General features: G+C 42.9%; 22 protein-coding genes. 13 read left to right on the forward strand and 9 right to left on the reverse strand.

Features of this window, described 5'->3' with window-relative positions:
* Positions 1-89: 89 nt before the first annotated feature.
* Complete coding sequence (locus TI10_RS19860; protein ID WP_049585075.1) at positions 90-644, reverse strand: YtfJ family protein; 555 nt, start codon at positions 642-644, stop codon at positions 90-92.
* A gap of 290 nt (positions 645-934) precedes the next feature.
* Here TI10_RS19860 and TI10_RS19865 point away from each other — a divergent pair, with 290 nt between their 5' ends.
* Positions 935-1,141: a DUF1107 domain-containing protein gene (locus TI10_RS19865; RefSeq protein WP_011148633.1), complete on the forward strand. Its 207-nt coding sequence runs from the start codon at positions 935-937 to the stop codon at positions 1,139-1,141.
* Between the two features lie 115 nt (positions 1,142-1,256).
* Here TI10_RS19865 and TI10_RS19870 read toward each other — a convergent pair whose 3' ends face one another.
* Together TI10_RS19870 and msrA are read right to left on the reverse strand one after the other, a co-directional pair.
* The gene (locus TI10_RS19870) at positions 1,257-2,588 is read right to left on the reverse strand and encodes a hemolysin family protein (RefSeq protein ID WP_049585076.1); all 1,332 of its coding nucleotides are present in this window, start codon (positions 2,586-2,588) and stop codon (positions 1,257-1,259) included.
* Positions 2,589-2,743: 155 nt separating this feature from the next.
* Positions 2,744-3,391, reverse strand: coding sequence for a peptide-methionine (S)-S-oxide reductase MsrA (gene msrA, locus TI10_RS19875; protein ID WP_049585077.1), 648 nt, complete (start codon positions 3,389-3,391; stop codon positions 2,744-2,746).
* Between the two features lie 114 nt (positions 3,392-3,505).
* On the opposite strand from msrA, the gene tamA reads away from it, so the two are divergent.
* Genes tamA through TI10_RS19890 form a run of 3 tightly spaced genes read left to right on the forward strand, consistent with a single transcriptional unit; the run spans position 3,506 to position 9,368 of the window.
* Positions 3,506-5,248 carry an autotransporter assembly complex protein TamA gene (gene tamA / locus TI10_RS19880; RefSeq protein WP_049585078.1) on the forward strand — a complete coding sequence of 581 codons (1,743 nt, stop codon included), beginning with the start codon at positions 3,506-3,508 and terminating at the stop codon, positions 5,246-5,248.
* On the forward strand, positions 5,245-9,018 hold the full coding sequence (gene tamB / locus TI10_RS19885) for an autotransporter assembly complex protein TamB (protein ID WP_049585079.1): 3,774 nt from the start codon (positions 5,245-5,247) through the stop codon (positions 9,016-9,018). Before tamA ends, tamB begins: the two co-directional genes overlap by 4 nt.
* A 2-nt stretch (positions 9,019-9,020) precedes the next feature.
* On the forward strand, positions 9,021-9,368 hold the full coding sequence (locus tag TI10_RS19890; protein WP_049585080.1) for a gamma-glutamylcyclotransferase family protein: 348 nt from the start codon (positions 9,021-9,023) through the stop codon (positions 9,366-9,368).
* Between the two features lie 101 nt (positions 9,369-9,469).
* On the opposite strand, the gene ppa is transcribed toward TI10_RS19890, so the two are convergent.
* Positions 9,470-10,000 (reverse strand): inorganic diphosphatase, encoded by a 531-nt coding sequence (gene ppa, locus TI10_RS19895; protein WP_049585081.1) that lies wholly within the window; start codon positions 9,998-10,000, stop codon positions 9,470-9,472.
* Positions 10,001-10,554: 554 nt separating this feature from the next.
* Here ppa and TI10_RS19905 point away from each other — a divergent pair.
* A complete protein-coding gene (locus tag TI10_RS19905) occupies positions 10,555-10,935 on the forward strand; it encodes a type II toxin-antitoxin system RelE/ParE family toxin (protein ID WP_049585083.1) in 381 nt (126 codons plus the stop codon).
* On the forward strand, positions 10,922-11,221 hold the full coding sequence (locus tag TI10_RS19910; RefSeq protein WP_049585084.1) for a helix-turn-helix domain-containing protein: 300 nt from the start codon (positions 10,922-10,924) through the stop codon (positions 11,219-11,221). The genes TI10_RS19905 and TI10_RS19910 overlap by 14 nt, the downstream gene beginning before the upstream one ends.
* Positions 11,222-11,564: 343 nt before the next feature.
* On the opposite strand, the gene fbp is transcribed toward TI10_RS19910, so the two are convergent.
* Positions 11,565-12,569, reverse strand: a complete 1,005-nt coding sequence (fbp, locus tag TI10_RS19920) for a class 1 fructose-bisphosphatase (protein WP_049585086.1) — start codon at positions 12,567-12,569, stop codon at positions 11,565-11,567.
* 165 nt (positions 12,570-12,734) lie between these two features.
* Between fbp and mpl the strand changes: the two genes are divergently transcribed.
* A complete protein-coding gene (gene mpl / locus TI10_RS19925) occupies positions 12,735-14,105 on the forward strand; it encodes a UDP-N-acetylmuramate:L-alanyl-gamma-D-glutamyl-meso-diaminopimelate ligase (RefSeq protein WP_049585087.1) in 1,371 nt (456 codons plus the stop codon).
* Between the two features lie 45 nt (positions 14,106-14,150).
* Here mpl and argR read toward each other — a convergent pair whose 3' ends face one another.
* Entirely contained in the window at positions 14,151-14,621 is a 471-nt protein-coding gene (argR, locus tag TI10_RS19930; protein WP_036776550.1) for a transcriptional regulator ArgR, read from the reverse strand.
* 456 nt (positions 14,622-15,077) lie between these two features.
* Here argR and mdh point away from each other — a divergent pair, with 456 nt between their 5' ends.
* Complete coding sequence (gene mdh, locus TI10_RS19935) at positions 15,078-16,016, forward strand: malate dehydrogenase (protein WP_049585088.1); 939 nt, start codon at positions 15,078-15,080, stop codon at positions 16,014-16,016.
* A 102-nt stretch (positions 16,017-16,118) separates the two neighbouring features.
* On the opposite strand, the gene TI10_RS19940 is transcribed toward mdh, so the two are convergent.
* Positions 16,119-16,385 carry a helix-turn-helix domain-containing protein gene (locus TI10_RS19940; protein WP_011148622.1) on the reverse strand — a complete coding sequence of 89 codons (267 nt, stop codon included), beginning with the start codon at positions 16,383-16,385 and terminating at the stop codon, positions 16,119-16,121.
* Between the two features lie 185 nt (positions 16,386-16,570).
* On the opposite strand from TI10_RS19940, the gene TI10_RS19945 reads away from it, so the two are divergent.
* Both TI10_RS19945 and TI10_RS19950 read left to right on the forward strand, forming a co-directional pair.
* The gene (locus TI10_RS19945) at positions 16,571-16,918 is read left to right on the forward strand and encodes a DNA-binding protein (protein WP_049585089.1); all 348 of its coding nucleotides are present in this window, start codon (positions 16,571-16,573) and stop codon (positions 16,916-16,918) included.
* A 76-nt stretch (positions 16,919-16,994) separates the two neighbouring features.
* Positions 16,995-17,375: a DNA-binding protein gene (locus TI10_RS19950; protein WP_049585090.1), complete on the forward strand. Its 381-nt coding sequence runs from the start codon at positions 16,995-16,997 to the stop codon at positions 17,373-17,375.
* A 21-nt stretch (positions 17,376-17,396) separates the two neighbouring features.
* Here TI10_RS19950 and ispB read toward each other — a convergent pair whose 3' ends face one another.
* Positions 17,397-18,368 (reverse strand): octaprenyl diphosphate synthase, encoded by a 972-nt coding sequence (gene ispB, locus TI10_RS19955; RefSeq protein ID WP_049585091.1) that lies wholly within the window; start codon positions 18,366-18,368, stop codon positions 17,397-17,399.
* Positions 18,369-18,619: 251 nt separating this feature from the next.
* Here ispB and rplU point away from each other — a divergent pair, with 251 nt between their 5' ends.
* The 3 genes from rplU (at position 18,620) to cgtA (ending at position 20,508) form a co-directional block, all read left to right on the forward strand.
* Positions 18,620-18,928: a 50S ribosomal protein L21 gene (gene rplU, locus TI10_RS19960; protein ID WP_011148618.1), complete on the forward strand. Its 309-nt coding sequence runs from the start codon at positions 18,620-18,622 to the stop codon at positions 18,926-18,928.
* A 19-nt stretch (positions 18,929-18,947) separates the two neighbouring features.
* Positions 18,948-19,205 (forward strand): 50S ribosomal protein L27, encoded by a 258-nt coding sequence (gene rpmA, locus TI10_RS19965; protein WP_011148617.1) that lies wholly within the window; start codon positions 18,948-18,950, stop codon positions 19,203-19,205.
* A gap of 127 nt (positions 19,206-19,332) precedes the next feature.
* Positions 19,333-20,508 carry an Obg family GTPase CgtA gene (gene cgtA / locus TI10_RS19970; RefSeq protein ID WP_049585092.1) on the forward strand — a complete coding sequence of 392 codons (1,176 nt, stop codon included), beginning with the start codon at positions 19,333-19,335 and terminating at the stop codon, positions 20,506-20,508.
* Positions 20,509-20,565: 57 nt separating this feature from the next.
* Here cgtA and dacB read toward each other — a convergent pair whose 3' ends face one another.
* Positions 20,566-22,014, reverse strand: coding sequence for a serine-type D-Ala-D-Ala carboxypeptidase (gene dacB / locus TI10_RS19975; protein WP_049585093.1), 1,449 nt, complete (start codon positions 22,012-22,014; stop codon positions 20,566-20,568).
* Between the last annotated feature and the right edge of the window lie 157 nt (positions 22,015-22,171).

The following is a 22,171-nucleotide window of genomic DNA, read 5'->3' on the forward strand; positions in this document are numbered from 1 at the left end:
TGGTTTTTAGCAGAGTCGTTTTTCAGCAGAATTGTGGTGATAAGGGCAAACGAAAACATACCTGCAAGTCGTTATCACCACGGATATTTTTACTGTAGTTCTTTACGAACTAATTCAATGACCTGTTTGATTTCGCTACTGTTTAGCGCACCTTCTTTGGCAAACTTCGCTGCGCCATTTTTGTCCAGGACAATAATGGCAGAACTTTTAGCTTCTAACTGCCAGGCTTTTTTGGCCACGCCGTTGCTGTCAGCGATAAACTGAGACCACGGGAACTCTCTTTTACTATCTTCAATACTACTGCGGACAAATGGTCCAGTACCGAATATGGCATCACTGACATTGATGATAGTGGTTGTTTGGTATTTTTCTTTTGAAAAATCAGCGCGTTTTATTTCTTCTATCAGTGGAGCATTCATCTCTTTAGCTGCGCTGCGACCTGCAATATGTTGTATGACTCTCACTTTACCAATCAGTTTTCCACTATCCCAATTTTGGTAGCTAAACTTGTTATTGTTGAGTAGCAGCTCACCTTTATCAGAGACACTGATCGCAGGAACTTGTTGTTCCAGAGTGATGTTGTGAGCGAATGCTAAAGCAGGAGAACAAAGTAGCACAGCATATAGCATAAAGTTCTTTATCATGGTTTTTCCTTTGTAGGTTAATGTGACAATACATGGATCTCTAGCATAGCGGGTATTAACTGATTTATCTCTTTAAAGAAGATCAAATTTTTAACATTAAGTAAGAGATAAAGTTACATAGTTATGTATATCTAAATATCTGTCATTTTATGTAAATTCGGTGCATAAAACTAAAAATGGAGGGAACAAAATCGGATAAATTCAGTCTATTATTCTACATAACGGTATGGTGTATGGAGTTGGTTCACCAAACGTAACCGTAAGAAGCATTTAGGAGGAAAAAAGCAGAGATGAAAATTTTTCACCGATATAACCCACTGAAAATTGCTCTCTACGTTAAAACTTTATTCCGTGGACGTTTATACATTAAAGACATGGGGGCTTTTGAATTCGACTGCGGCAAAATTTTACCGCCGAAGGTGAGAGATAAGCGTCATTTTAGTGTAATGAGCGAAGTCAATCAGCAAGTGCTACGTTTGCAAGCCGAAATAGGATAGAAAACGAAAAAGAGTCGGGTTGCGTACTGATATAATCTGCGCCACAAAATAATAATGAGTGGCGCTTAACACGAGAATACTAAACGGCCTTAGTTCAAGAATAGGCCGTTTTTATTTATCTATCATCACTGATAAGTGGGTTTTGCGTTGGCGTCGCGGTAGGAACATCAGTGATTTTTGTAACTAGTAGCTGATCGATTTTGTAGTTATCAATATCGACAACTTCAAACTTGTAACCAGCAAACTTGACTGAATCGGTACGTTTTGGAATTTTACGCAGCCGGAACATCATGAAACCTGCAATGGTTTCATAGTTACTTGAATCAGGAAAATCATCAATATCCAGTACCCTTTGTACATCATCGATAGGTGTTCCTCCTTCTACTAACCATGAATTTTCGTCACGGATGATGATCTGCTCTTCCTGCCCTTGGCCGACTAAATCACCCATCAGGGTGGTCATAACATCATTCAGGGTAATCACACCCATTACCAGCGCATATTCATTCAGGATAATAGCGAAATCTTCACCCGCCGCTTTAAAGCTTTCTAAGGCATCGGAAAGTGTCAAAGTATCTGGAATGATCAGCGCGTTGCGGATCTGGACACCTTGATTGAAGCTTAGGCTTTGACCGCTGAGGACCCGGTTGAGCAAGTCTTTGGAATCCACATAACCGATAACGTGATCAATATCTCCATCACATATCAGGTATTTGGAGTGTGGCTGGCTGGAAACCTGTTGTTTGATGCTGTCTTCACTTTCATTCTTGTCGAAGTAGATGATACTTTCCCTTGAGGTCATGGCAGAGGGTACTGTGCGGGATTCGAGTTCGAACACGTTTTCAATCAGTTCATGCTCTTGTTTACGCAGTACGCCAGCAACGGCGCCTGCTTCCACGACCGCAAAAATATCATCAGATGTGATGTCCTCATTACGTGCTGTCGGAATTTTAAAAATCTTAAAGATAAGATCAGACAGGCCATTAAAGAGCCAAACTAGTGGACGGCAAACTGTCAGACAGAAACGCATTGGGTTTACGATTTTTACTGCGACGGCTTCAGGCCTAATCATACCGATACGTTTTGGTGTCAAGTCAGCGAGCAAAATGAATATACTGGTCACAATGGTAAATGAGCAGATAAAGCCCAATTGTTCTGCCCATTCGGGGCGCATAAACTTCGTGAAAAAAGCTTTCAGTGAAGGAGAGAATGCGGATTCACCGACAATACCTGCCAAAATTGCCACTGCATTTAGGCCGATTTGCACTACGGTAAAAAACATTCCTGGTGTTTCTTGTAATTTGAGGACATGAGCTGCGTTGACATTACCTTCATCTGCCATCAATTTTAGTTTGATTCGTCTGGAGGCTGCAAGAGAGATTTCAGATAACGAAAAAAAGGCGCTTATCGCGCACAATAGAAACACTATTAAGAAACTATTTAACATAAGGAATCCGTGTTTTACCTCCGGTGGTAGGGTAGGTTGCTATTTAGAAGAGCACCGGAGGGAACAATAAAAATCATATAAAATAAAAAGTGATAACAAACACTTAGAAAACCATTGATCAGTGTAGTAATTATAACATTAATAAAATGTAACGACTAGTTTTTGTTCATTTTGGGTAGGCAGACGCCAATACCGCCTAGTCCGCAATACCCCTCAGGATTTTTAAATAGATATTGTTGATGATAGTCTTCAGCAAAATAGAATGGCCCCGCTGCTGTGATCTCCGTTGTAATAGGGCGGTTATCCCCTTGTTGTTGCATTGCTTGTTGGAAACGTTCAAGGCTGGCTAATGCCAGTTCATGTTGTTGAGGTGACACGGTATAAATCGCGGAGCGATACTGAGTACCAATATCCCCGCCCTGGCGCATCCCTTGAGCGGGATCATGGTTTTCCCAGAAAAGTTTTAATAAGTTTTCATAGCTGTTTTTTGCTGGATCGTAAACAATTCTAACAATCTCAGCATGTCCGGTCAGGCCGCTACAAACTTCTTCGTAAGTTGGATTCGCTGTTGTACCGCCGCTATAGCCTGCGGAGGTGGTGTAAATATCGGGTTGTTGCCAGAATAGGCGCTCTACGCCCCAGAAGCACCCCATGCCAAAATAAGCAACTTCCATATTTTCTGGGACAGGTTCTATCGCATGATCAGTAACAGCATGGTTAGGTGAAACCTTAAGTGGCTCGGTTCTGCCTGGTAATGCGCTTTGAGGATCAATAGATAGGCTTTTATTCGCTGAAGTTGACACAATTCACTCCCGTAATTATTAAGTTTTCAGATATTAATAGATTGTATATATTATAAACGTTACTCAAGATAAATTTATTATAGTCAAATTATTCCGATCAGGTTAGGAGTTCGCGTGTCGAGATACCCCGTTTTATGCTTTCTTTGTGTGTCTATCGCAGCTCCCATTGCTCATAGTGCTAATCTTCGTCTGAAAATAGCAGGATTAACAGGCAGTTTAGAAAAAAATGCCCGAATTCATCTTTCCACTATCAGCACTGATGAAGTTGCGCCAGATGGCCGTTTCCGAGCTCGTGTAGATAAAGCGATTCGTGAAGGCTTGCGCCCGCTTGGTTATTATGAACCCATTATCGAATTTACCTATCGGGAAAATAAACCGCCGGCTCGCTCGGTATTAACGGCAAAAGTTACCGCAGGTGAACCTGTGCGAATCGCCGGTGTTAATGTTGTTTTGGAAGGTGGGGCGAAGACAGATGGAGATTATGCCAAACTGGTAAAAAGCAAAAGCCCAAAGAAAGGAACGATTCTTAATCATGATGAGTATGAAAGCCTTAAAGGTTCTCTGACTGGGCTTGCGATTAGGAAAGGCTATTTTGATGCTGTTATGAAAAAGAGCCAATTGGGGGTTTCCAAGGAGCGACATGAGGCATTCTGGGACTTTGTTTTTAATAGCGGTGAGCGTTATCACTTTGGTCAGATACGTTATCGTGGTTCACAGATCCGCGAAGATTATTTGAATCATTTGGTTCCATTCAAAGAAGGGGATTTTTATACCTCTGAGCAATTGTCCGAATTGAATCGACGGTTAGCAGAAACGGGCTGGTTTAATTCAGCGGTAGTTACGCCGGATTTTAATACCGCTAGAAAAGATGGTGACGGAGTGCTTCCTCTTGAAGCGGTATTAACTCCACGTTCCAAAAATTATGTTGAACTGGGTGGGGGTTATGGATCTGATGTAGGACCACGGGTAAAGGCGAAATGGACAAAACCCTGGCTTAATTCCCGTGGACACAGCCTTAGCTCTAGTATCAACCTTTCTGCACCTGAACAGGTTATTGATGCCACCTATAAAATGCCGCTGAAAGTAAACCCGTTAGAGCAATATTACGCATTGCAGACAGGTTATAAGCGTAAAGACATCAACGATACCGTATCAGATACCGCGACAGTAAATCTTTCCCGTAATTGGGATCTTTCAACGGGCTGGCAGTATGGGATCAATATGCGTTGGAGTCTCAGCCACTTTACTCAGGCTAATGTCACCAATACGGCAATGTTATTGTACCCGGGCGCGAATGTTAGCCGTATCCGCCAGCGTGGGGGAACGATGCCTTATTGGGGCGATAGCCAGCGCTATTCTATTGATATCTCCGATACCCTTTGGGGTTCTGATGTTGATTTCTTGGTGTTACAGGCACAAAACGTCTGGATCAGAACTTATTGGGATAATCACCGTTTTGTTGCTCGGGGTAATTTGGGTTGGATAGAAACCAATGCGTTCGACAAAGTTCCACCTGACTTACGCTTTTTCGCTGGTGGTGATCATAGTGTCCGTGGTTACAGATATCAGAAAATCTCTCCTAAAGATGCAAAAGGAAAATTAACCGGTGCATCCGCGTTGGCTGTGGGTTCGCTTGAGTACCAATATAACGTAACCGGCAATTGGTGGAGTGCTGTTTTTGTTGATACTGGTGAAGCCATTAATGACATTAGAAAGAGCAATTTTAAAACCGGCGTAGGTGTTGGTGTGCGTTGGGCTTCTCCGGTCGGCCCCATTAAATTTGACCTTGCCAGACCAATAGGGGATTCAGAATCCCGTAACATCCAGTTTTACATCGGGTTAGGATCTGAATTATGAGATGGATTAAAAAGGTCAGTATTGTTTTTTTGCTGATGGTGACTTTGTTGGCTATTGCGGTTGCCGGGTTGGTAGGAACGCAATCTGGCCTGCATTTTATGATTAACAGTGCTGCCCGTTGGGTGCCGGGGCTGGATATAGCCAGCGTCAGTGGTGGTTGGCGGGATTTGACTCTGAAAGGCGTTAAGTATCAAATGCCTGGTGTGAATGTCAATGTTAATCAATTCCACCTTTCTCTACGTCTTTCTTGTCTTAAAGATAGTCAGTTATGTGTTAATGCATTGACAACGGAAGGCGTAGAAGTTGCGATTAATACTAGCCAATTGCCCTCTGCGGGAGAATCGTCGCCAAAGTCAGAGCCTTTGACTGAACTGAGGACGCCGTATCCAGTCTCACTTGATTTGCTATCTGTTAAAAATGTCACTGTCACCGTAGATGATACGGTATTTGCCCTTGATGAATTGAGGACCGCAGCTTACTGGCAGCAGAAAGCATTAACGCTTAAGCCAACAAAAATTAACGGATTGCTGGTGGGACTGCCAAAAACTACCCCTGAACGGCTGAAAACAGCGGAAGCAGAGGAGAAAGCGAAACGAGGGACTGGACCGGAAAAATCGTTGGCAGAAATTCTGAAAAAATTGTTCTCTCAACCGTTATTGGCAACGTTACCAGAAGTGCCTATTCCACTGGATGTGACTATTACAGGGATCAGTGGCAAACAATTAAGGCTGACGGGTGATACCAATATCACAATTAATGAGTTTTTACTGCAACTCAGCAATCAGGGACAGCAGATTCAGCTCAATAAATTGAATGTCAAAATGCCGGAAGGTTCTCTTACCATTAATGGTTCTGCGACTCTGGCGCAGCAGTGGCCGATAAAACTGGTAATAAAAGGCGAGTTAAATCGACAGGAGATCCAAGGGCAAAAGGTTGATGTAAAACTTAATGGCGCTTTATTGGAACAACTCAGTTTGGGGCTGAATTTGTCAGGGCCTGTCAGTGCTAAACTTGATGCTCAAACGGAGCTGGCGAAGACAGGTTTGCCAGTGCGGATGACGTTTGAAAGCCAGCAACTAAGTTGGCCTTTAACGGGTGAGCCTGAATATCAGCTTGATGGCGTAAAAATGCGCCTGAATGGTCAGGCCAGTGGTTATGATCTGTCATTGCGTTCCAGTATTAAGGGTAATGAAATCCCATCGGCATTACTCGTGTTAGATGCGAAAGGCAATGAAGAGCAGTTTAGGTTAACTCGTTTACGTCTATCTGCTTTGCAGGGAAGAGCTGAACTGGCAGGTGTGGCAGATTGGAGTAAGGCGGTAAGTTGGCATACGGTGCTGACGCTCTCTGGGATTAATACTGCTAAACAGTGGCCGGAATGGCCTGCCAAAATAGATGGAAAAATAGTGACCCGTGGTAGTTTACACGGTGGTAGTTGGCAGCTCCAGATCCCGGAAATTACGCTGGACGGTAACGTAAAACAGAACTTAGTGAAAGCCAAAGGTAAGATTTCTGGTAATGCGGCTGGTCAGTGGAATATTCCTCAATTTGAGTTGGCTTTAGGGCGCAATAAAATGAATCTCCAGGGACAGTTATCCAAACAGTGGAAACTGGATGGCGATATTCGTGCGCCGAAGCTGGATGGCATATTACCGGGGCTTGGCGGTGTCGTGAATGGGACGTTGAAACTGCGTGGTAATAGGCAAGCGCCTCAGCTTTTAACTGATCTTAATGCTAACGGGTTGAAGTGGCAGGATTTACGCATTGATCGTGTGAGTGTAAAGGGGAATGTACGCTCTGCTGAACAAATCCACGGGGATCTTGCTGTTAAAGTCAGTCAACTAAAACAGGCTGATTTGATTGTCCGTAATTTGACGTTGGATGCAAAGGGCAATGAGAAACAGCACAATTTGAAATTGAAGATCGACGGTGAGCCGATTGCTGGTCAACTTTCACTTAATGGTAGTTTTGATCGTAAGCAACAGCGATGGGAAGGAAGTATTGATAATACCCGTTTTGACACTCCGGTTGGAGAATGGCGTTTAACTAAAGCAATAACTCTCGATTATCTTAATCAGCAACAAAAAGTCACTGTGGGCACACATTGTTGGCTGAATCCACATGCGCGGCTCTGCGTACCAAAACCTATTGAAGCAGGCGCCAGCGGTAGCGCATCCATTGTTCTTGAACGCTTTGATCTTGCTATGATTCAGCCATTATTGGGGCCTGAAACACATTTGAAAGGTGTATTCAGTGGTAATGCTGACGTTAAATGGGGCGCGGAAGTCGGATTACCTCAGGCCAACATTAATCTGAACGGTGATGGAGTGCAGGTTAAGCAGATGGTTGATGGCACTGCATTACCGGTAGATTTCCAGACGCTGACACTCAATGCAGGCTTGAAGAATGGCACAGCAAAGCTGAATTGGTTGTTTAAGATTATGGGAAATGGTCAGTTTAACGGTGACGTACAGGTTGCTGATCTTGCAGGGCATCGTAATCTATCAGGCAATGTAGATATTCAGGATATTTCACTGGCGTTGATCGAGCCGATCCTTGGGCAAGGTGATAAGGCTGAAGGTCATTTGTATGCCAACTTGCGTCTGGGAGGTAATGCCAAAAATCCATTATTGTTTGGTCGGTTAAACTTGAGTGCGCTGCAAGCTTCGGGTCATTGGATCCCATTTGATGTTACTCAAGGGCAAATTGGTGTGAATTTTGATGGAATACGCTCTGTTCTTGATGGTGTTATTAAAACGCCTAAAGGGCAGCTTAACCTAAATGGCGATGCAGACTGGCGCAATGTGGATGCATGGCATGCAAGAGTGGCGGCTAATGGTGATAAGTTGAGGGTAACTGTGCCGCCAATGGTGAAAATTGATGTTAGCCCTGCTCTGGTGTTTGAGGCTTCTCCTCAGTTGCTGAAATTGGATGGTAGCGTTGGTATTCCTTGGGCGCATATTACTGTGAAGGAGCTACCAGAATCGACAGTTGAGGCTTCCCCGGATGAAGTTATATTGAATGAGAATCTTCAGCCATTACAAGAGAAAAAAGCGTCGATCCCGATTCAAAGTAACTTGACGATTCATATCGGAGACGATGTTCGTCTCAGTGCTTTCGGCCTTAAAGCGCAACTTAAAGGCGATCTGAAGGTTGTTCAAGATAAACAGAGCCTAGGTTTGAATGGTCAAGTTGATATTCTTGATGGTCGTTTCCATACTTATGGGCAGGATCTGATCGTTCGCAAAGGGCTGATTATGTTCTCAGGCCCACCTGATCAGCCATTACTTAACATTGAGGCTATCCGTAATCCAGATTCTACCGATGGGCAAGTTATTGCAGGGGTAAGGGTGATCGGTTTGGCGGATCAGCCAAAAGTGGAAATTTTCTCAGAGCCTGTTAGATCACAATTGGAAGCACTTTCTTATCTATTGCGTGGTGAAGGGTTAGAGAATAGTAACTCGGACAACTCACAGATGACGGCAATATTAATAGGTTTGGGAGTTGCGCAGAGTGGTCAATTGGTGGGTAAGATCGGTGAAATATTTGGTGTTTCCGATTTGGCGCTGGATACTCAGGGGGTTGGTGATAAATCACAGGTAGTTGTTAGCGGAAAGATTACAAAAGATCTGCAAGTTAAGTATGGTGTTGGTATATTTGATTCACTGGCAACATTAACCTTACGTTATAGGTTAATGCCTAGATTGTATCTGGAAGCGGTGTCTGGTATTGATCAGACATTGGATTTGCTCTATCAGTTTGAGTTTTAAAAATGCGAATTATTGTTTATGGCAGCTTACGGCGCAAACAGGGCAATCATCACTGGATGACCGATGCTCAATGGTTAGGTGATCATCGGCTGGAAGGCTATGAGCTATATGACCTTGGGCATTATCCTGCGGTTATCCGTGGTGACGGAAGTATTGAATGTGAGGTATATCGAATCAATTCTACTATCCTGACAGAATTAGATGATTTGAAAGATAATTCGCGGGAGTATGTAAGGGAGTTGATTCAGACACCGTATGGCAATGCATGGATATATCTTTATCAGTTTCCGATAGCTGGTTTGCGGCGGATAAAAAGCGGTGATTGGTTGAAGCGTCACGCGGAAGAGTAAATAAAAATCCTTTTTTGTCATAACAAAAAGGGAGTAGGTTTTAAAAAACCTCTGTTGGTGATGTTCCCCAGAGGTTTTTTAATTATTTAAACAGAGAAAAGTTATTTCTTAGCGGCACGTTCGAAAGAGGAGATAATTTCTGCTTTAGCAGCTTCAACATTATCCCAACCATCAACTTTAACCCACTTGCCTTTTTCCAGATCTTTATAGTGCTCAAAGAAGTGAGTGATCTGAGCGCGCAGTAGCTCTGGTAAATCGTTCACATCTTTAATGTGATCATACTCTTTGGTTAGTTTGCTATGTGGAACTGCAACCAGTTTCGCGTCTTCGCCTGATTCATCAGTCATTTTCAGGACGCCAACCGGACGGCAACGGATTACAGAACCTGGTTGTAGCGGGTATGGAGTGGGAACCAGAACATCAACTGGGTCACCATCCAGAGACAGAGTGTTGTTGATGTAACCATAGTTGCATGGATAGAACATCGCGGTAGCCATAAAACGGTCTACAAACAGCGCACCGGATTCTTTATCAATTTCATATTTAATCGGATCGGCGTTGGCAGGGATCTCAATAATGACATAGATATCTTCAGGCAGTTCTTTTCCTGCCGGTACTAAGTTCAGGCTCATGAAAGTTTCCTTTATTTCAAACCAGAATAGAGTGGCGAGTATTATAGCCAAAACATTTTTTAAAGTACTCTCCATTTTTCTGACAAGTAGCTTGTTGGTTGATGCTGTCTCTGAGTTTGGTGATAGTCCCGTAGTGCAGTCACTAACGGATAGTACAGGTTTCTTCTTAGCTCTCGATAAGGTCAGATTTTCCCTGCTATTTGGACTGGTATATTAATTTTGCTGTATATACTGAAATTTTTAGGATAATTTTTTTCAAAAGTATAATTGATAATCTATTGAAATGTAACTTTTAATAAAGCTGCTCCTAACCCACGTTTCTGATGATCATTATTCTGACTTGGCATGATCACAGGAGTTGGTTCAACCATATTCATTCCTTGCGATAAAACCTAGAGCAAAAGGTCGTTTAACGCTGCTACTGGTGAGAGCATAAAACCAGTGACATGCTCATTACCACACATGACAAAGGTGCGTTAGCTCCTGTACTAGGGCACTTTTTGTATTTACATATTGATATATAAGCTGTGGATTATATAATGTTATTATAAGTCATGACTTATGAGGTTGTTGTGTGGACTATAATTTTAACTCGTCGATTTGAAGATTGGTTTGATGAGCAAGATATCAGCACCCAGAAAAAAATATTGGCAGATCTTAGTGTGTTAGAAATGTTTGGTCCTCAACTAGGTCGTCCTGCTGTTGACTCTTTGTATGGTTCAAAATTTAACAATATGAAAGAGTTAAGAATTCAGTGTAAGGGGAGGCCAATAAGAGCATTTTTTGCCTTTGACCCATTAAGACGAGCTATTGTTCTATGTGCTGGTGATAAGGCAGGGAACGAAAAGCATTTTTACAAAGAAATGATCCCGGTGGCTGATGCTGAGTATGAAACTCACTTAGCGAGTTTGGAGGGTAAAAATGAAAACTCTTAAAGATAAGATACGAGAATTTTCTGTTGAAGATCGAGCAGATATAAAACAGATGGCTGATGAAATGATTTTAGAAACTGGTTTGCAGCTGATGAGAGAAGAGCTGAATATTTCTCAGAAAAAACTAGCGGACAGTTTAGGTATTAGTCAGCCTGCAATTACGCAAATAGAACAGCGGGGTAATGATATAAAACTGGCTACGTTAAAGCGTTATGTTGAAGCTATGGGAGGCAAACTCAGCCTAACCGTAGAACTCCCGACTGGAGATGGGCGAATTTTTCATATCTAACAGAAGTGGTGACTACTCCTCGAGCCTGCGCACGATTTTGTGTAGTCGCCATTTTATTGAAGGTGATCTGTTAGGTGGTTACCAATCAGTAATAAAGTAATTCATCACTATAACGTCAATCACATAGTAGTATCGTTCACTTCTTCGAGGTGGCTTGGGTTACCAGTTGGTGACCATAGATTTTAAAGAATCATCTGACGAACATTTTGCGTTTTTTGTGGAATGTTTGGATGACGTTGTTGAGAGATTTATGGAAAAGGATTGCTGGAGTATTTTAGCTTCATTAGTTAAAACCAAAAAAGCGACGAAAATCCCGCCGCTTATCCGTAATTAACTGATGAAATTACTCATCTGGGAACTCAGCCATAAAACTCTCGGCTTTCTCCACCATCGATTTACTACCCACAAAGAAAGGTACGCGCTGGTGCAGTTTGGATGGGATGATATCCAGAATGCGGTTGACGCCATCACTGGCTTTACCTCCGGCTTGTTCAGCCAGGAATGCCATTGGGTTACATTCATACAGCAGGCGTAATTTTCCTGATGGATGACTGGCAGTACTTGGATAGATATAGATTCCACCTTTCAGCAAATTGCGATGGAAATCAGCAACCAGCGAACCAATATAACGGGTGGTATAAGGGCGCTGAGTCGCTTCATCTTGTTCTTGGCAATATTTGATGTATTTCTTTACCCCCATAGGGAATTTGATGTAATTCCCTTCGTTGATGGAATACATATTGCCGTTGGGTGGGAACTGAACTTTCTCATGGGAAAGACAAAATACTCCCAAGGAAGGATCGTAAGTAAAGGCGTGTACCCCACAGCCGGTGGTGTAGACCAGCATAGTTGAAGAACCGTAAACAACATATCCGGCGGCAACTTGACGATGACCTGGTTGCAGGAAATCTTTTTCAGTCACTGGCTGGCCGATTGGGGTAATACGGCGGTAGATAGAGAAGATAGTACCAACGGAAACGTTTACATCAATATTTGAAGAACCGTCTAATGGGTCCATCAAAACAACATATTTTGCGTTTTCAGCGCGGTCTCCTTCGAAAATAACGATATCATCTTCTTCCTCTGAAGCGATCCCCGCAACTTCACCGCGTGCTTTCAGTGCTGCTTTGAGTTTTTCATTAGCATACAGGTCCAGTTTCATCTGCACCTCGCCTTGGATATTGGACACACCGCTGGTTCCTAAAATATCCACTAAACCGGCTTTGTTGATATCACGGTGAATGATTTTTGCTCCGAGCTTAATAGCGGAAAGCAATGCAGTGAGTTCACCTGTAGCGTGAGAAAAATCGTGCTGCTTTTCGACGATGAATTCGCCTAATGTTTTCATGACGAAAGTCCTGAATGTGATTTGATAGTGGTTTTAGAGTGTCCATTGCACTCTTACGCGGGCAGTTTAGCCAAAGAAAGGGATGATTCATAGGCTATTCCATTTCTTATCTTGCTTTTGATGGTTAGAATAGTGGCTAACTTTATGCTATGGAATAGGAAATCAATGCGTATTCATATTCTTGGTATCTGCGGCACTTTTATGGGTGGACTGGCAATTTTAGCACGTTCTCTCGGCCATGAAGTGACTGGTTCTGATGCCAATGTTTATCCACCAATGAGTACCTTACTGGAAAAACATGGGATTAATCTGATTCAGGGATATGACCCGGCACAGTTGGATTCTGAGCCAGATATGGTCATCATCGGTAATATTATGAGCCGTGGGAATCCTTGTGTAGAAGCTGTGCTGGAGCGTGGGCTCCCTTATACTTCTGGTCCACAATGGCTGCATGATTATGTTTTGCCTGAACGTTGGGTGCTGGCGGTTGCGGGGACGCATGGCAAGACAACAACTGCGGGTATGTTAGCCTGGATTTTGGAAGCTTGTGGTTATAAACCCGGTTTCTTAATTGGTGGTGCTCCGGGAAATTTTGAAACATCAGCTCAGATCGGGGAAAGTCCGTTTTTCGTAATAGAAGCTGATGAATATGACAGCGCTTTTTTTGATAAACGATCTAAGTTTGTGCATTACAGCCCACGTACTCTGATCATGAACAATTTGGAATTCGATCATGGCGATATTTTTGGCGATCTGGCGGCGATTCAGAGACAGTTCCACCATCTTGTCAGGATCGTTCCGGGTAGTGGTAAGATCCTTGCCCCGGATAACGATATTAACCTGAAACAGGTTTTGTCTATGGGTTGCTGGAGTGAATTGGAGCTAGTGGGTGAAACCGGTAACTGGCAGGCAAAAAAGATCAGTACAGACAGCCGTAATTATCAGGTGTTTTATGATGGCAAAGTTGTTGGAGAAGTGAGCTGGTCGCTGGTGGGCGAACATAATATGCGCAATGGGCTGATTGCAATTGCTGCTGCGCATCATGTTGGTGTCCAGCCAGCAGATGCCTGCTGTGCTTTAAGCGGATTTATTAATGCGCGTCGTCGCCTTGAGTTACGTGGCGAGGAGAATGGCATCACTGTTTATGATGACTTTGCACATCACCCGACAGCAATGCTGGCAACGTTAGAAGCTCTGCGTAGTAAGGTTGGTGGAACTGCGCGTATTATTACTGTGTTGGAACCGCGTTCAAATACCATGAAAATGGGCATCAGCAAGAATGAAATTGCACCAGCATTAGGGCGTGCTGACGAAGTGTTCTTATTTCAGCCAGCTAATATTAAATGGCATGTATCAGAAATTGCAGATCGCTGTGTTCAGCCTGCTTATTGGAGTGCTGATATCGACTCTCTGGTAAATATGATTGTTGATAAGGCACAACAGGGTGATCATATTCTGGTTATGAGTAATGGTGGATTCGGTGGTATTCATGAAAAATTGCTATTTGCACTAAATAAAAAAGCTTGTCGATCCTGAAAATAACTGCGGGAAAATGAATCGCGCCATTGTTGGCGCGTTCATTTAAAGTTCTTGTTCGAATAACCCAAGAATTGCTTCACGTAGCTGTTCTGCCGTAAAACCTCTAGCCGGTGTGGTAAAAATGGTGTCATCACCAGCGATACTGCCAAGTATACCTTCTGCTTTACCAAGAGAATCTAACAGACGTGCAATAAGCTGTGCGGCACCGGGACTTGTGCGAATGACAACAATTGAATGGTTGTGATCAACGTCCAGTACCAAGTTTTTTAGTGGGCTAGTGGCTGTTGGGACGCCAAGTTCAGCAGGTAGACAGTAGACCATCTCCATTTTGGCATTACGGGTGCGAACAGCACCAAATTTAGTGAGCATTCTGGAAACTTTGGATTGGTTAATGTTCTCAAAACCTTCTTCCAGTAAAGCGGTGACAATTTCACCTTGAGAGCTAAATTTTTCTTCTTTCAATAACGCCTTGAAAGCTTTTACTAAATCTTCCTGTTTAGAGGGAGTACGCATATTTCACCATATTCAATCAGCTATGAAGCTTGCTATTATGCATATGAATGAATTTTTATGCAATAATAATGATTTTATAGCTAATTTGAACCGTGAAAAATTGGTCTTATGTTATATAGAAATTCATAAAATATGAATATGGAAATTTGCTTTTTTTAGCTGGTTATCAGGTAAATATATTGTTAATCAAATGATGTTGTTTGGCGTTGTTGTTGGGTGTAAGGTATTTAGCAGGTTATTTCGTAAAATTATAGGAAAATTCTCAAAATAGTGTCCGTTATCTCATTAACAGATAAGCATTTTGCCTAGAATACGGCGACTTTTGCGTCCCACTATTAGAGCGTAAGTCCACAATTTGGCTGTTAACAGATTGTTTTCAAAAACGTAGCAATCTATGGTTCGTAACCAGATGAATTCATGGCATTTTAAAGTATAAACGATTTAAGGAGTATCAGGATGAAAGTTGCAGTTCTCGGTGCAGCCGGTGGTATTGGTCAGGCTCTTGCTCTTCTACTAAAAACCCAGCTTCCTTCAGGTTCAGAACTCTCTTTATATGATATCGCTCCGGTGACACCTGGGGTGGCTGTTGATCTGAGCCACATTCCAACGGAAGTGAAAATTAAAGGTTTTGCTGGTGAAGATGCAACTCCCGCATTAGAAGGAGCAGATGTTGTATTGATTTCTGCAGGGGTTGCCCGTAAACCAGGTATGGATCGTTCAGATCTGTTTAATGTTAATGCGGGGATCGTTCGTAACCTGGTAGAACAAGTGGCTAAAACTTGCCCGAAAGCACTGATTGGGATTATTACTAACCCAGTTAACACAACTGTAGCTATTGCAGCCGAAGTGCTGAAAAAAGCGGGTGTATATGACAAAAACCGCCTGTTTGGTGTCACAACCCTGGATGTGATTCGCTCTAATACTTTTATTGCTGAATTGAAAGGTAAAAAGCCACAAGAAATCGAAGTACCCGTTATCGGTGGTCATTCTGGCGTGACAATCTTACCTCTGTTGTCTCAGATCCCTGATGTGAGCTTTACTGATGAAGAGCTGGTTTCGTTAACTAAACGTATCCAGAATGCCGGCACTGAAGTGGTTGAAGCTAAAGCGGGGGGAGGATCTGCAACTCTGTCTATGGGGCAAGCTGCGGCTCGTCTGGGTCTCTCCTTGGTTCGCGGCTTACAAGGCGAAAGTGATGTTGTGGAATGTGCTTATGTTGAAGGTGATGGCGAATATGCTCGCTTCTTCGCTCAGCCGATTCGTTTGGGTAAAAATGGTGTAGAAGAACGTTTGGACATTGGTCAATTGAGTGATTTTGAACAGAAAGCACTGGAAGGCATGCTAGATGTATTGAGAAAAGATATAGAATTAGGTGAAAAATTTATTAATAACTAATTAATATATTTTATAAATAAAAAATATATATCTATGAAATAATAAAAACCGCTGGTATAGCGAATTACCGGCGGTTTTTATTCAACTAATATAATTCGTTAGCTAATTATTTGTTTGTTCGCGTACTTTCCTTTCTAATAATTCTCCAGTATTTGGATCAAAATAACGACTTGGCCAAATTTCTGAAGGATGTATTTCCAGATAATTCGCAATTATCCATTCCCCCTTTGGCCACGGGCGAGATAGTGCATTAGCTAGGGTCGACGAGCTAAGCCCCGCTCTGCGTGATACCTCCGCTAAAGTTGTTCCCCGCTTGCGTAAAGCTGCAATTATATCGGCAGGATGCCAATCAGATTTCCTTGAAATCATTTTTAATCCTTTTTTTATTAAATTTGATGCTATCTTAGTGGTATAAATAACAGGTACGCATGAGAGCAATAACGAACTTAAACCTGTTATTGAGAAATAAAATAGCATTATTTTTCTAAAAATATTTCCAAATTTTTTCTTAAAAGCTTCTTTTTTGAACTTGGTAACAAAAATAGAGAAACGTGATGAAAAAAGAGTGGTATTCGGCCAGGGAGTTAATCGGCGTGGGTGAGTTACCTGGATCACCACAAGGAGTTAATGCCAGAGCAAAACGCGAGGAGTGGTTATGTCAGAAAAGACGAGGTGTGCAAGGTAAAGCAGTCGAGTATCACTACTCCTGTTTCCCGGAAACGACCATTGCAGCATTGGAACTTCATGAATCATCTTCTGAGTATCAGGTGCAGAAGCAAGATCCTTTATCGATTTGGGTTGGAGCTTTTCATCAGTTATCAGAATCTGAGAAACAGGCTGTGACAGCCATGATCTTACGGGATGGTATCAGAAGTTTTTTAGAAAAGCTTTCTGTTATTTAATCCATTTTTGGAAATTAAAAATGCCAACTAACTTGGATTCTTCTTCATTATCCCGGTGCAAAGTGAGAAGAAAAGTATGAAAAAAGAATGGTACTCAGCTAAAGAGCTGGTTGGTATTGCCGGACTTCCTTCTTCGCCACAGGGAATAAATCTGATGGCAAGGCGGGAAGGATGGGAATATAGACGTAAACGGGGTGTTCAGGGCAAGGCTCTTGAATATCATATAAATAGTTTGCCTGAAGATGTACTTAATGTGTTATCCGTAGGGGAAAGCACGATCGATTATGCAAACAAACGGCAAGACCCATTCTTAATTTGGATTGAGGCTTACTATCAACTAACTAAAGTTGAGCGGGAAAAAATTGTGAAATTTATCCTTCGAGAGGGACTGGCAAAACTTATTGGTTATATTGATGTAGGTGTTGAAGACGCAGAGAAAAACCTGGAGTCAGATTAACCCCAGGTTTTGTTCTATCGATTAAGAAAGGCGTTGTACGGCAATATGGGCTAACCCCACGAGTGCTTGCTTGTATGGGGAGTTTTCCAACGCCTGCAAAGCAGCTATTGCTTTATCTGCTTCTTCCTCTGCTCGTTTACGGGTATATTCTAGTGAGCCGCACTGTTTCATGGTTGCCAGCACGGTTTCGAGTAAATGGCGGCCATTACCTTTTTCAATTGCTTCACGAATAAGTGCTGATTGCTCTGGAGTACCATGATTCATAGCGTGCAGCAAAGGCAATGTCGGTTTACCTTCATTAAGATCATCTCCAGTGTTTTTGCCTAATGTATCGCTATCGGCATCATAATCGAGTAAGTCATCTATTAATTGGAATGCAGTGCCTAAATAACATCCGTAATTTTGTAAAGCTGTTTCTTGCTCTGGGGTGGCGCTAGAAAGAATTGCGGAAGAGTGGGCGGCGACTTCAAACAATCGGGCTGTTTTACTGTAAATCACCCGCATATAATCATCTTCAGAAATATTTGGATCATTGCAGTTCATCAACTGTAAAACTTCGCCTTCGGCGATAATATTGGTTGCCTCTGACATCAACTTCAGAACTCGCATGGAGTTAAGAGCTGTCATCATCTGGAAAGAGCGCGTGTATATAAAGTCGCCAACCAGTACGCTTGCTGCATTACCAAACATGGCATTGGCAGTTGCTTTGCCACGTCGCATGTCTGATTCATCCACAACATCATCATGTAACAGAGTCGCTGTGTGGATAAATTCAATCAATGCAGCAACAGTAATATGCTTATCACCCTGATAACCCAATGCTCTACTAGCTAGGATGGCAATGATTGGCCGGAGGCGTTTTCCACCGCCGCTGATGATGTAGTAGCCCAACTGATTAATAAGAGTAACGTCAGAATTCAACTGACTAAGAATGGTTTCATTTACCGCTGCCATATCATCAGCGGTTAGCTTGATAATAGATTCTAAATTCATATTTTTTCGGCTATGGGTTTTAATGCAGAGCTGTGTTCATATTAACATTAAAATAGTTATTGCTGTGTCTTGATTGTACTCGAAAAACAGTCTAAATAAATGACAATTCAGCAACTATGTTTTTTTATCATCTGCTCTAATTCTGCACTTGTCTTCTTAGGCTTTTTTGCGTAGAATTCGCGCCCTATTATGAATATTTATAGTGCGCTCTGGAATGATATTTAAGGGGGCGTGCGGAAAGCGGAGTTTATATGTACGCGGTTTTCCAAAGTGGTGGTAAACAACACCGAGTCAGCGAAGGTCAAACAATTCGCCTGGAAAAGCTGGACATCGCAACGGGTGAAACTGTTGAGTTTGACCAGGTTCTGATGGTCGCTAATGGTGATGACATCAAAATCGGCGCTCCTGTCGTTGAAGGCGTTAAAATCAAAGCTGAAGTGGTTGCCCACGGTCGTGGCGAGAAAATTAAAATCGTTAAGTTTCGTCGTCGTAAACACAGCCGTAAGCAGCAAGGCCACCGTCAGTGGTTCACCGATGTTAAAATCACTGGCATCGCTTAAGATTTAGGAGAGCAGATTAATGGCACACAAAAAGGCTGGCGGCTCAACTCGTAATGGCCGCGATTCTGAAAGCAAACGTCTGGGTGTAAAACGTTTTGGTGGCGAGTCTGTATTAGCAGGCAGCATCATTGTTCGTCAACGTGGCACTAAATTCCACGCTGGCAATAACGTTGGTTGTGGTCGCGATCACACCCTGTTCGCATTAGCTGACGGGAAAGTTAAATTCGAAGTTAAAGGCCCGAAAAACCGCAAATTTATCAGCATCGAAGCTGAATAAGTTTTTCGAGTTATAAACCGAATCAGAAGCCCTGCATGTGTTGCGGGGCTTTTTATATTCTAAAATACGCCATCTCTGGGTAACAACGGCCGTCCAGCACTGTAATGGCTATCATACGGAGAAAAATATGAAATTTGTAGATGAAGCCAGAATACTGGTTGTTGCGGGGGATGGTGGCAATGGTTGTGTCAGCTTCCGTCGTGAAAAATATATTCCGAAAGGTGGGCCAGACGGTGGAGATGGTGGAGATGGTGGAGATGTCTATCTGCTAGCAGATGAAAATCTCAATACACTGATTGACTATCGTTTTGAAAAATCCTTTCGGGCAGAACGTGGACAAAATGGTCAAAGCCGTGATTGTACAGGCAAGCGTGGTCAGGATATCACGATTAAAGTCCCTGTTGGGACCCGTGTCCGTGATGCGGCAACCGGTGAGGTTCTAGGCGATATGATTCGTCATGAACAGCGTCTAATGGTAGCAAAAGGTGGATTCCACGGGCTTGGCAATACCCGCTTTAAATCTTCTGTTAACCGGGCTCCTCGTCAAAGAACGATGGGGACCTCAGGTGAAACCCGTGAATTGATGCTGGAGCTGATGCTGTTGGCCGATGTTGGTATGCTAGGGATGCCAAATGCGGGCAAATCCACATTTATCCGTGCTGTTTCTGCTGCTAAACCGAAAGTTGCAGATTATCCATTTACCACTCTAGTGCCAAGCTTGGGTGTAGTAAGGATGGATAACGAGCAGAGTTTCGTTGTGGCTGATATTCCAGGGCTCATTGAAGGTGCTTCCGACGGTGCTGGCTTGGGTATTCGTTTTTTGAAACATTTGGAACGTTGTCGGGTATTACTGCACTTAATCGATATTTGTCCTGTTGATGAATCAAATCCTGTTGAAAATGCTCGGATTATTGTCAACGAGCTACAACAATACAGTGAAAAATTGGCAGAAAAACCGCGTTGGTTGGTATTCAATAAAGTTGATCTGTTGGAACCAGAAGAAGCTAAACAGCGTGCCCAAGCTATTGCTGATGAATTGGGTTGGGAAGGCGACTTTTATATGATCTCAGCGATAAATCGTCTGGGTGTTAAAGCGCTTTGCTGGGATATTATGGAGTTTATGAAAACTCAGCCTCGTAATATTAGCACAACAGAAGGTGAAACCCACCCTGAGAAAGTTGAATTTATGTGGGATGACTACCATAAAAAGCAATTGGAACAGGTTTCGGAAATAGACGATGACTGGGATGACGATTGGGACGAAGATGACGATGAAGGTGTTGAGGTTATTTATAAACGCTGATTCTTTCATTTTCTCACCATAGTTAAGGGCGCCATATTTGAAATGGCGCCAATTTTATCAGTTGTACTGATATAAGTCTTTGTATAACCTGCTTTCGAATCGAATCAAAGGAGCACGACGGTTGCGATGTTCTTTTGGCGGTACGGCGTAAGCAGAAATAAATTGCACGAAAGCAACTCGTTGTCCGCTAGCCGTGGTTATAAAGCCAGCCAGATTATAAACTCCTTGCAGGGCACCGGTTTTAGCCGAAACTTTTCCGTTTACTCCTGCCTCATCCAGCCCTCCCCGGTATCTTAATGTGCCGTCATGACCTGCCAATGGCAGCATGGAAATAAAGTCTAATTCTTGGTCATGTTGAGCGATAAACTGTAATACTTCCATCATGGTTGCAGGAGTAATCAGATTATGGCGGGATAATCCTGAGCCATCCACCATCACGGTATTTCCTAGATCGATACCTGCTTTTTGTTTTAACACTTGCCGTACCGCATCAGAGCCTGAACGCCAGGTTCCTGGTATATCAAAGTGTTGTCGGCCTATTGTCCGAAATACGGTATCAGCAATCATATTGTCGGATTTTTTTAGCATAACTTTCAGCAGATCATGTAATGGTGCTGATTGATTTTGAGCCAGAATTTCTCCCGGTTCAGTTGGTAAGCTTTGGCGTTTGAGATTACCTGTGATTTCAATTCCTGCAATTTGTAATTCATTTTTGAGAATTGCCCCTGCGTAGCTGGTGCCATTTTGAATCGCGAAAGCCAGTGGCAACGGTTCACTGCGTTGGGTAAGGCATCCGGTGAGTGTAAAACGGTTAAGTTCTCCGGGAACGACATCCAGTTCACAGTACTGGCTTTCGGGAGAGCCTTTTGCCAACGTCTTAACTTCACTGAACATATTCACAGGATAAAAGGATGCTACCCGGATAAATGCAGTATCTCCGGGGCGTTCAGCACTATATACCGAAACTGAAAAACAGTTTCGATCTACAATTGCGGCAGCGGGGGGAGCGCTGAAACATTGGGTCATGTCATTCCATACCCAACCGGGAGCTTTATCGTGGCTGGCAAAAGCGGAAACATCGATTAGAAGATCGCCGTCAACTTTTTCCACGCCAGATTGTTTTAGAGCGGTAACCATATTGCGAAGCTGTTGACGGGTCAGTGTTGGATCTCCGACAAAACGAGCGATCAAATTCCCTTTCAGGACACCGCTTGAAATTTTCCCATGACTTTCCAGTGTGGTGATAAAGCGATAATCTTTACCCAGTTGTAACAATGCGGCGAGAGCTGTGACAACTTTCAGCGTACTCGCTGGTAGCGCCATTTGCTGTCCGTGATAATCAATTAACGGGGTGTTGGCACCAACTTTTTGAGCGATTAACGCCAGATTAGTACCATCAGGCAGATATTGCGTATATTCCTCAACGGGTGTGGCGTTTGCGTTGAGTGTAATTAAATACAGAGCGGTAACGCAAACTAATCTGCTGGCAATTTTAAAGAAGGACATAAATTTCGCATATGGATGTAGACGTACCACAATACTAAGGCGCAAAGTGGGGAAAAGTAAACGATGACCCATCACCAAGTCTACGTTAGAATGATATATTAATATGTAAAATATGATTGTGAACTCTGGGTAGCCCTGTAGTTTGCACCATTGTTTA

The sequence above is a fragment of the Photorhabdus luminescens subsp. luminescens genome, assembly GCF_001083805.1.
Classification (GTDB): Bacteria; Pseudomonadota; Gammaproteobacteria; order Enterobacterales; family Enterobacteriaceae; genus Photorhabdus; species Photorhabdus luminescens.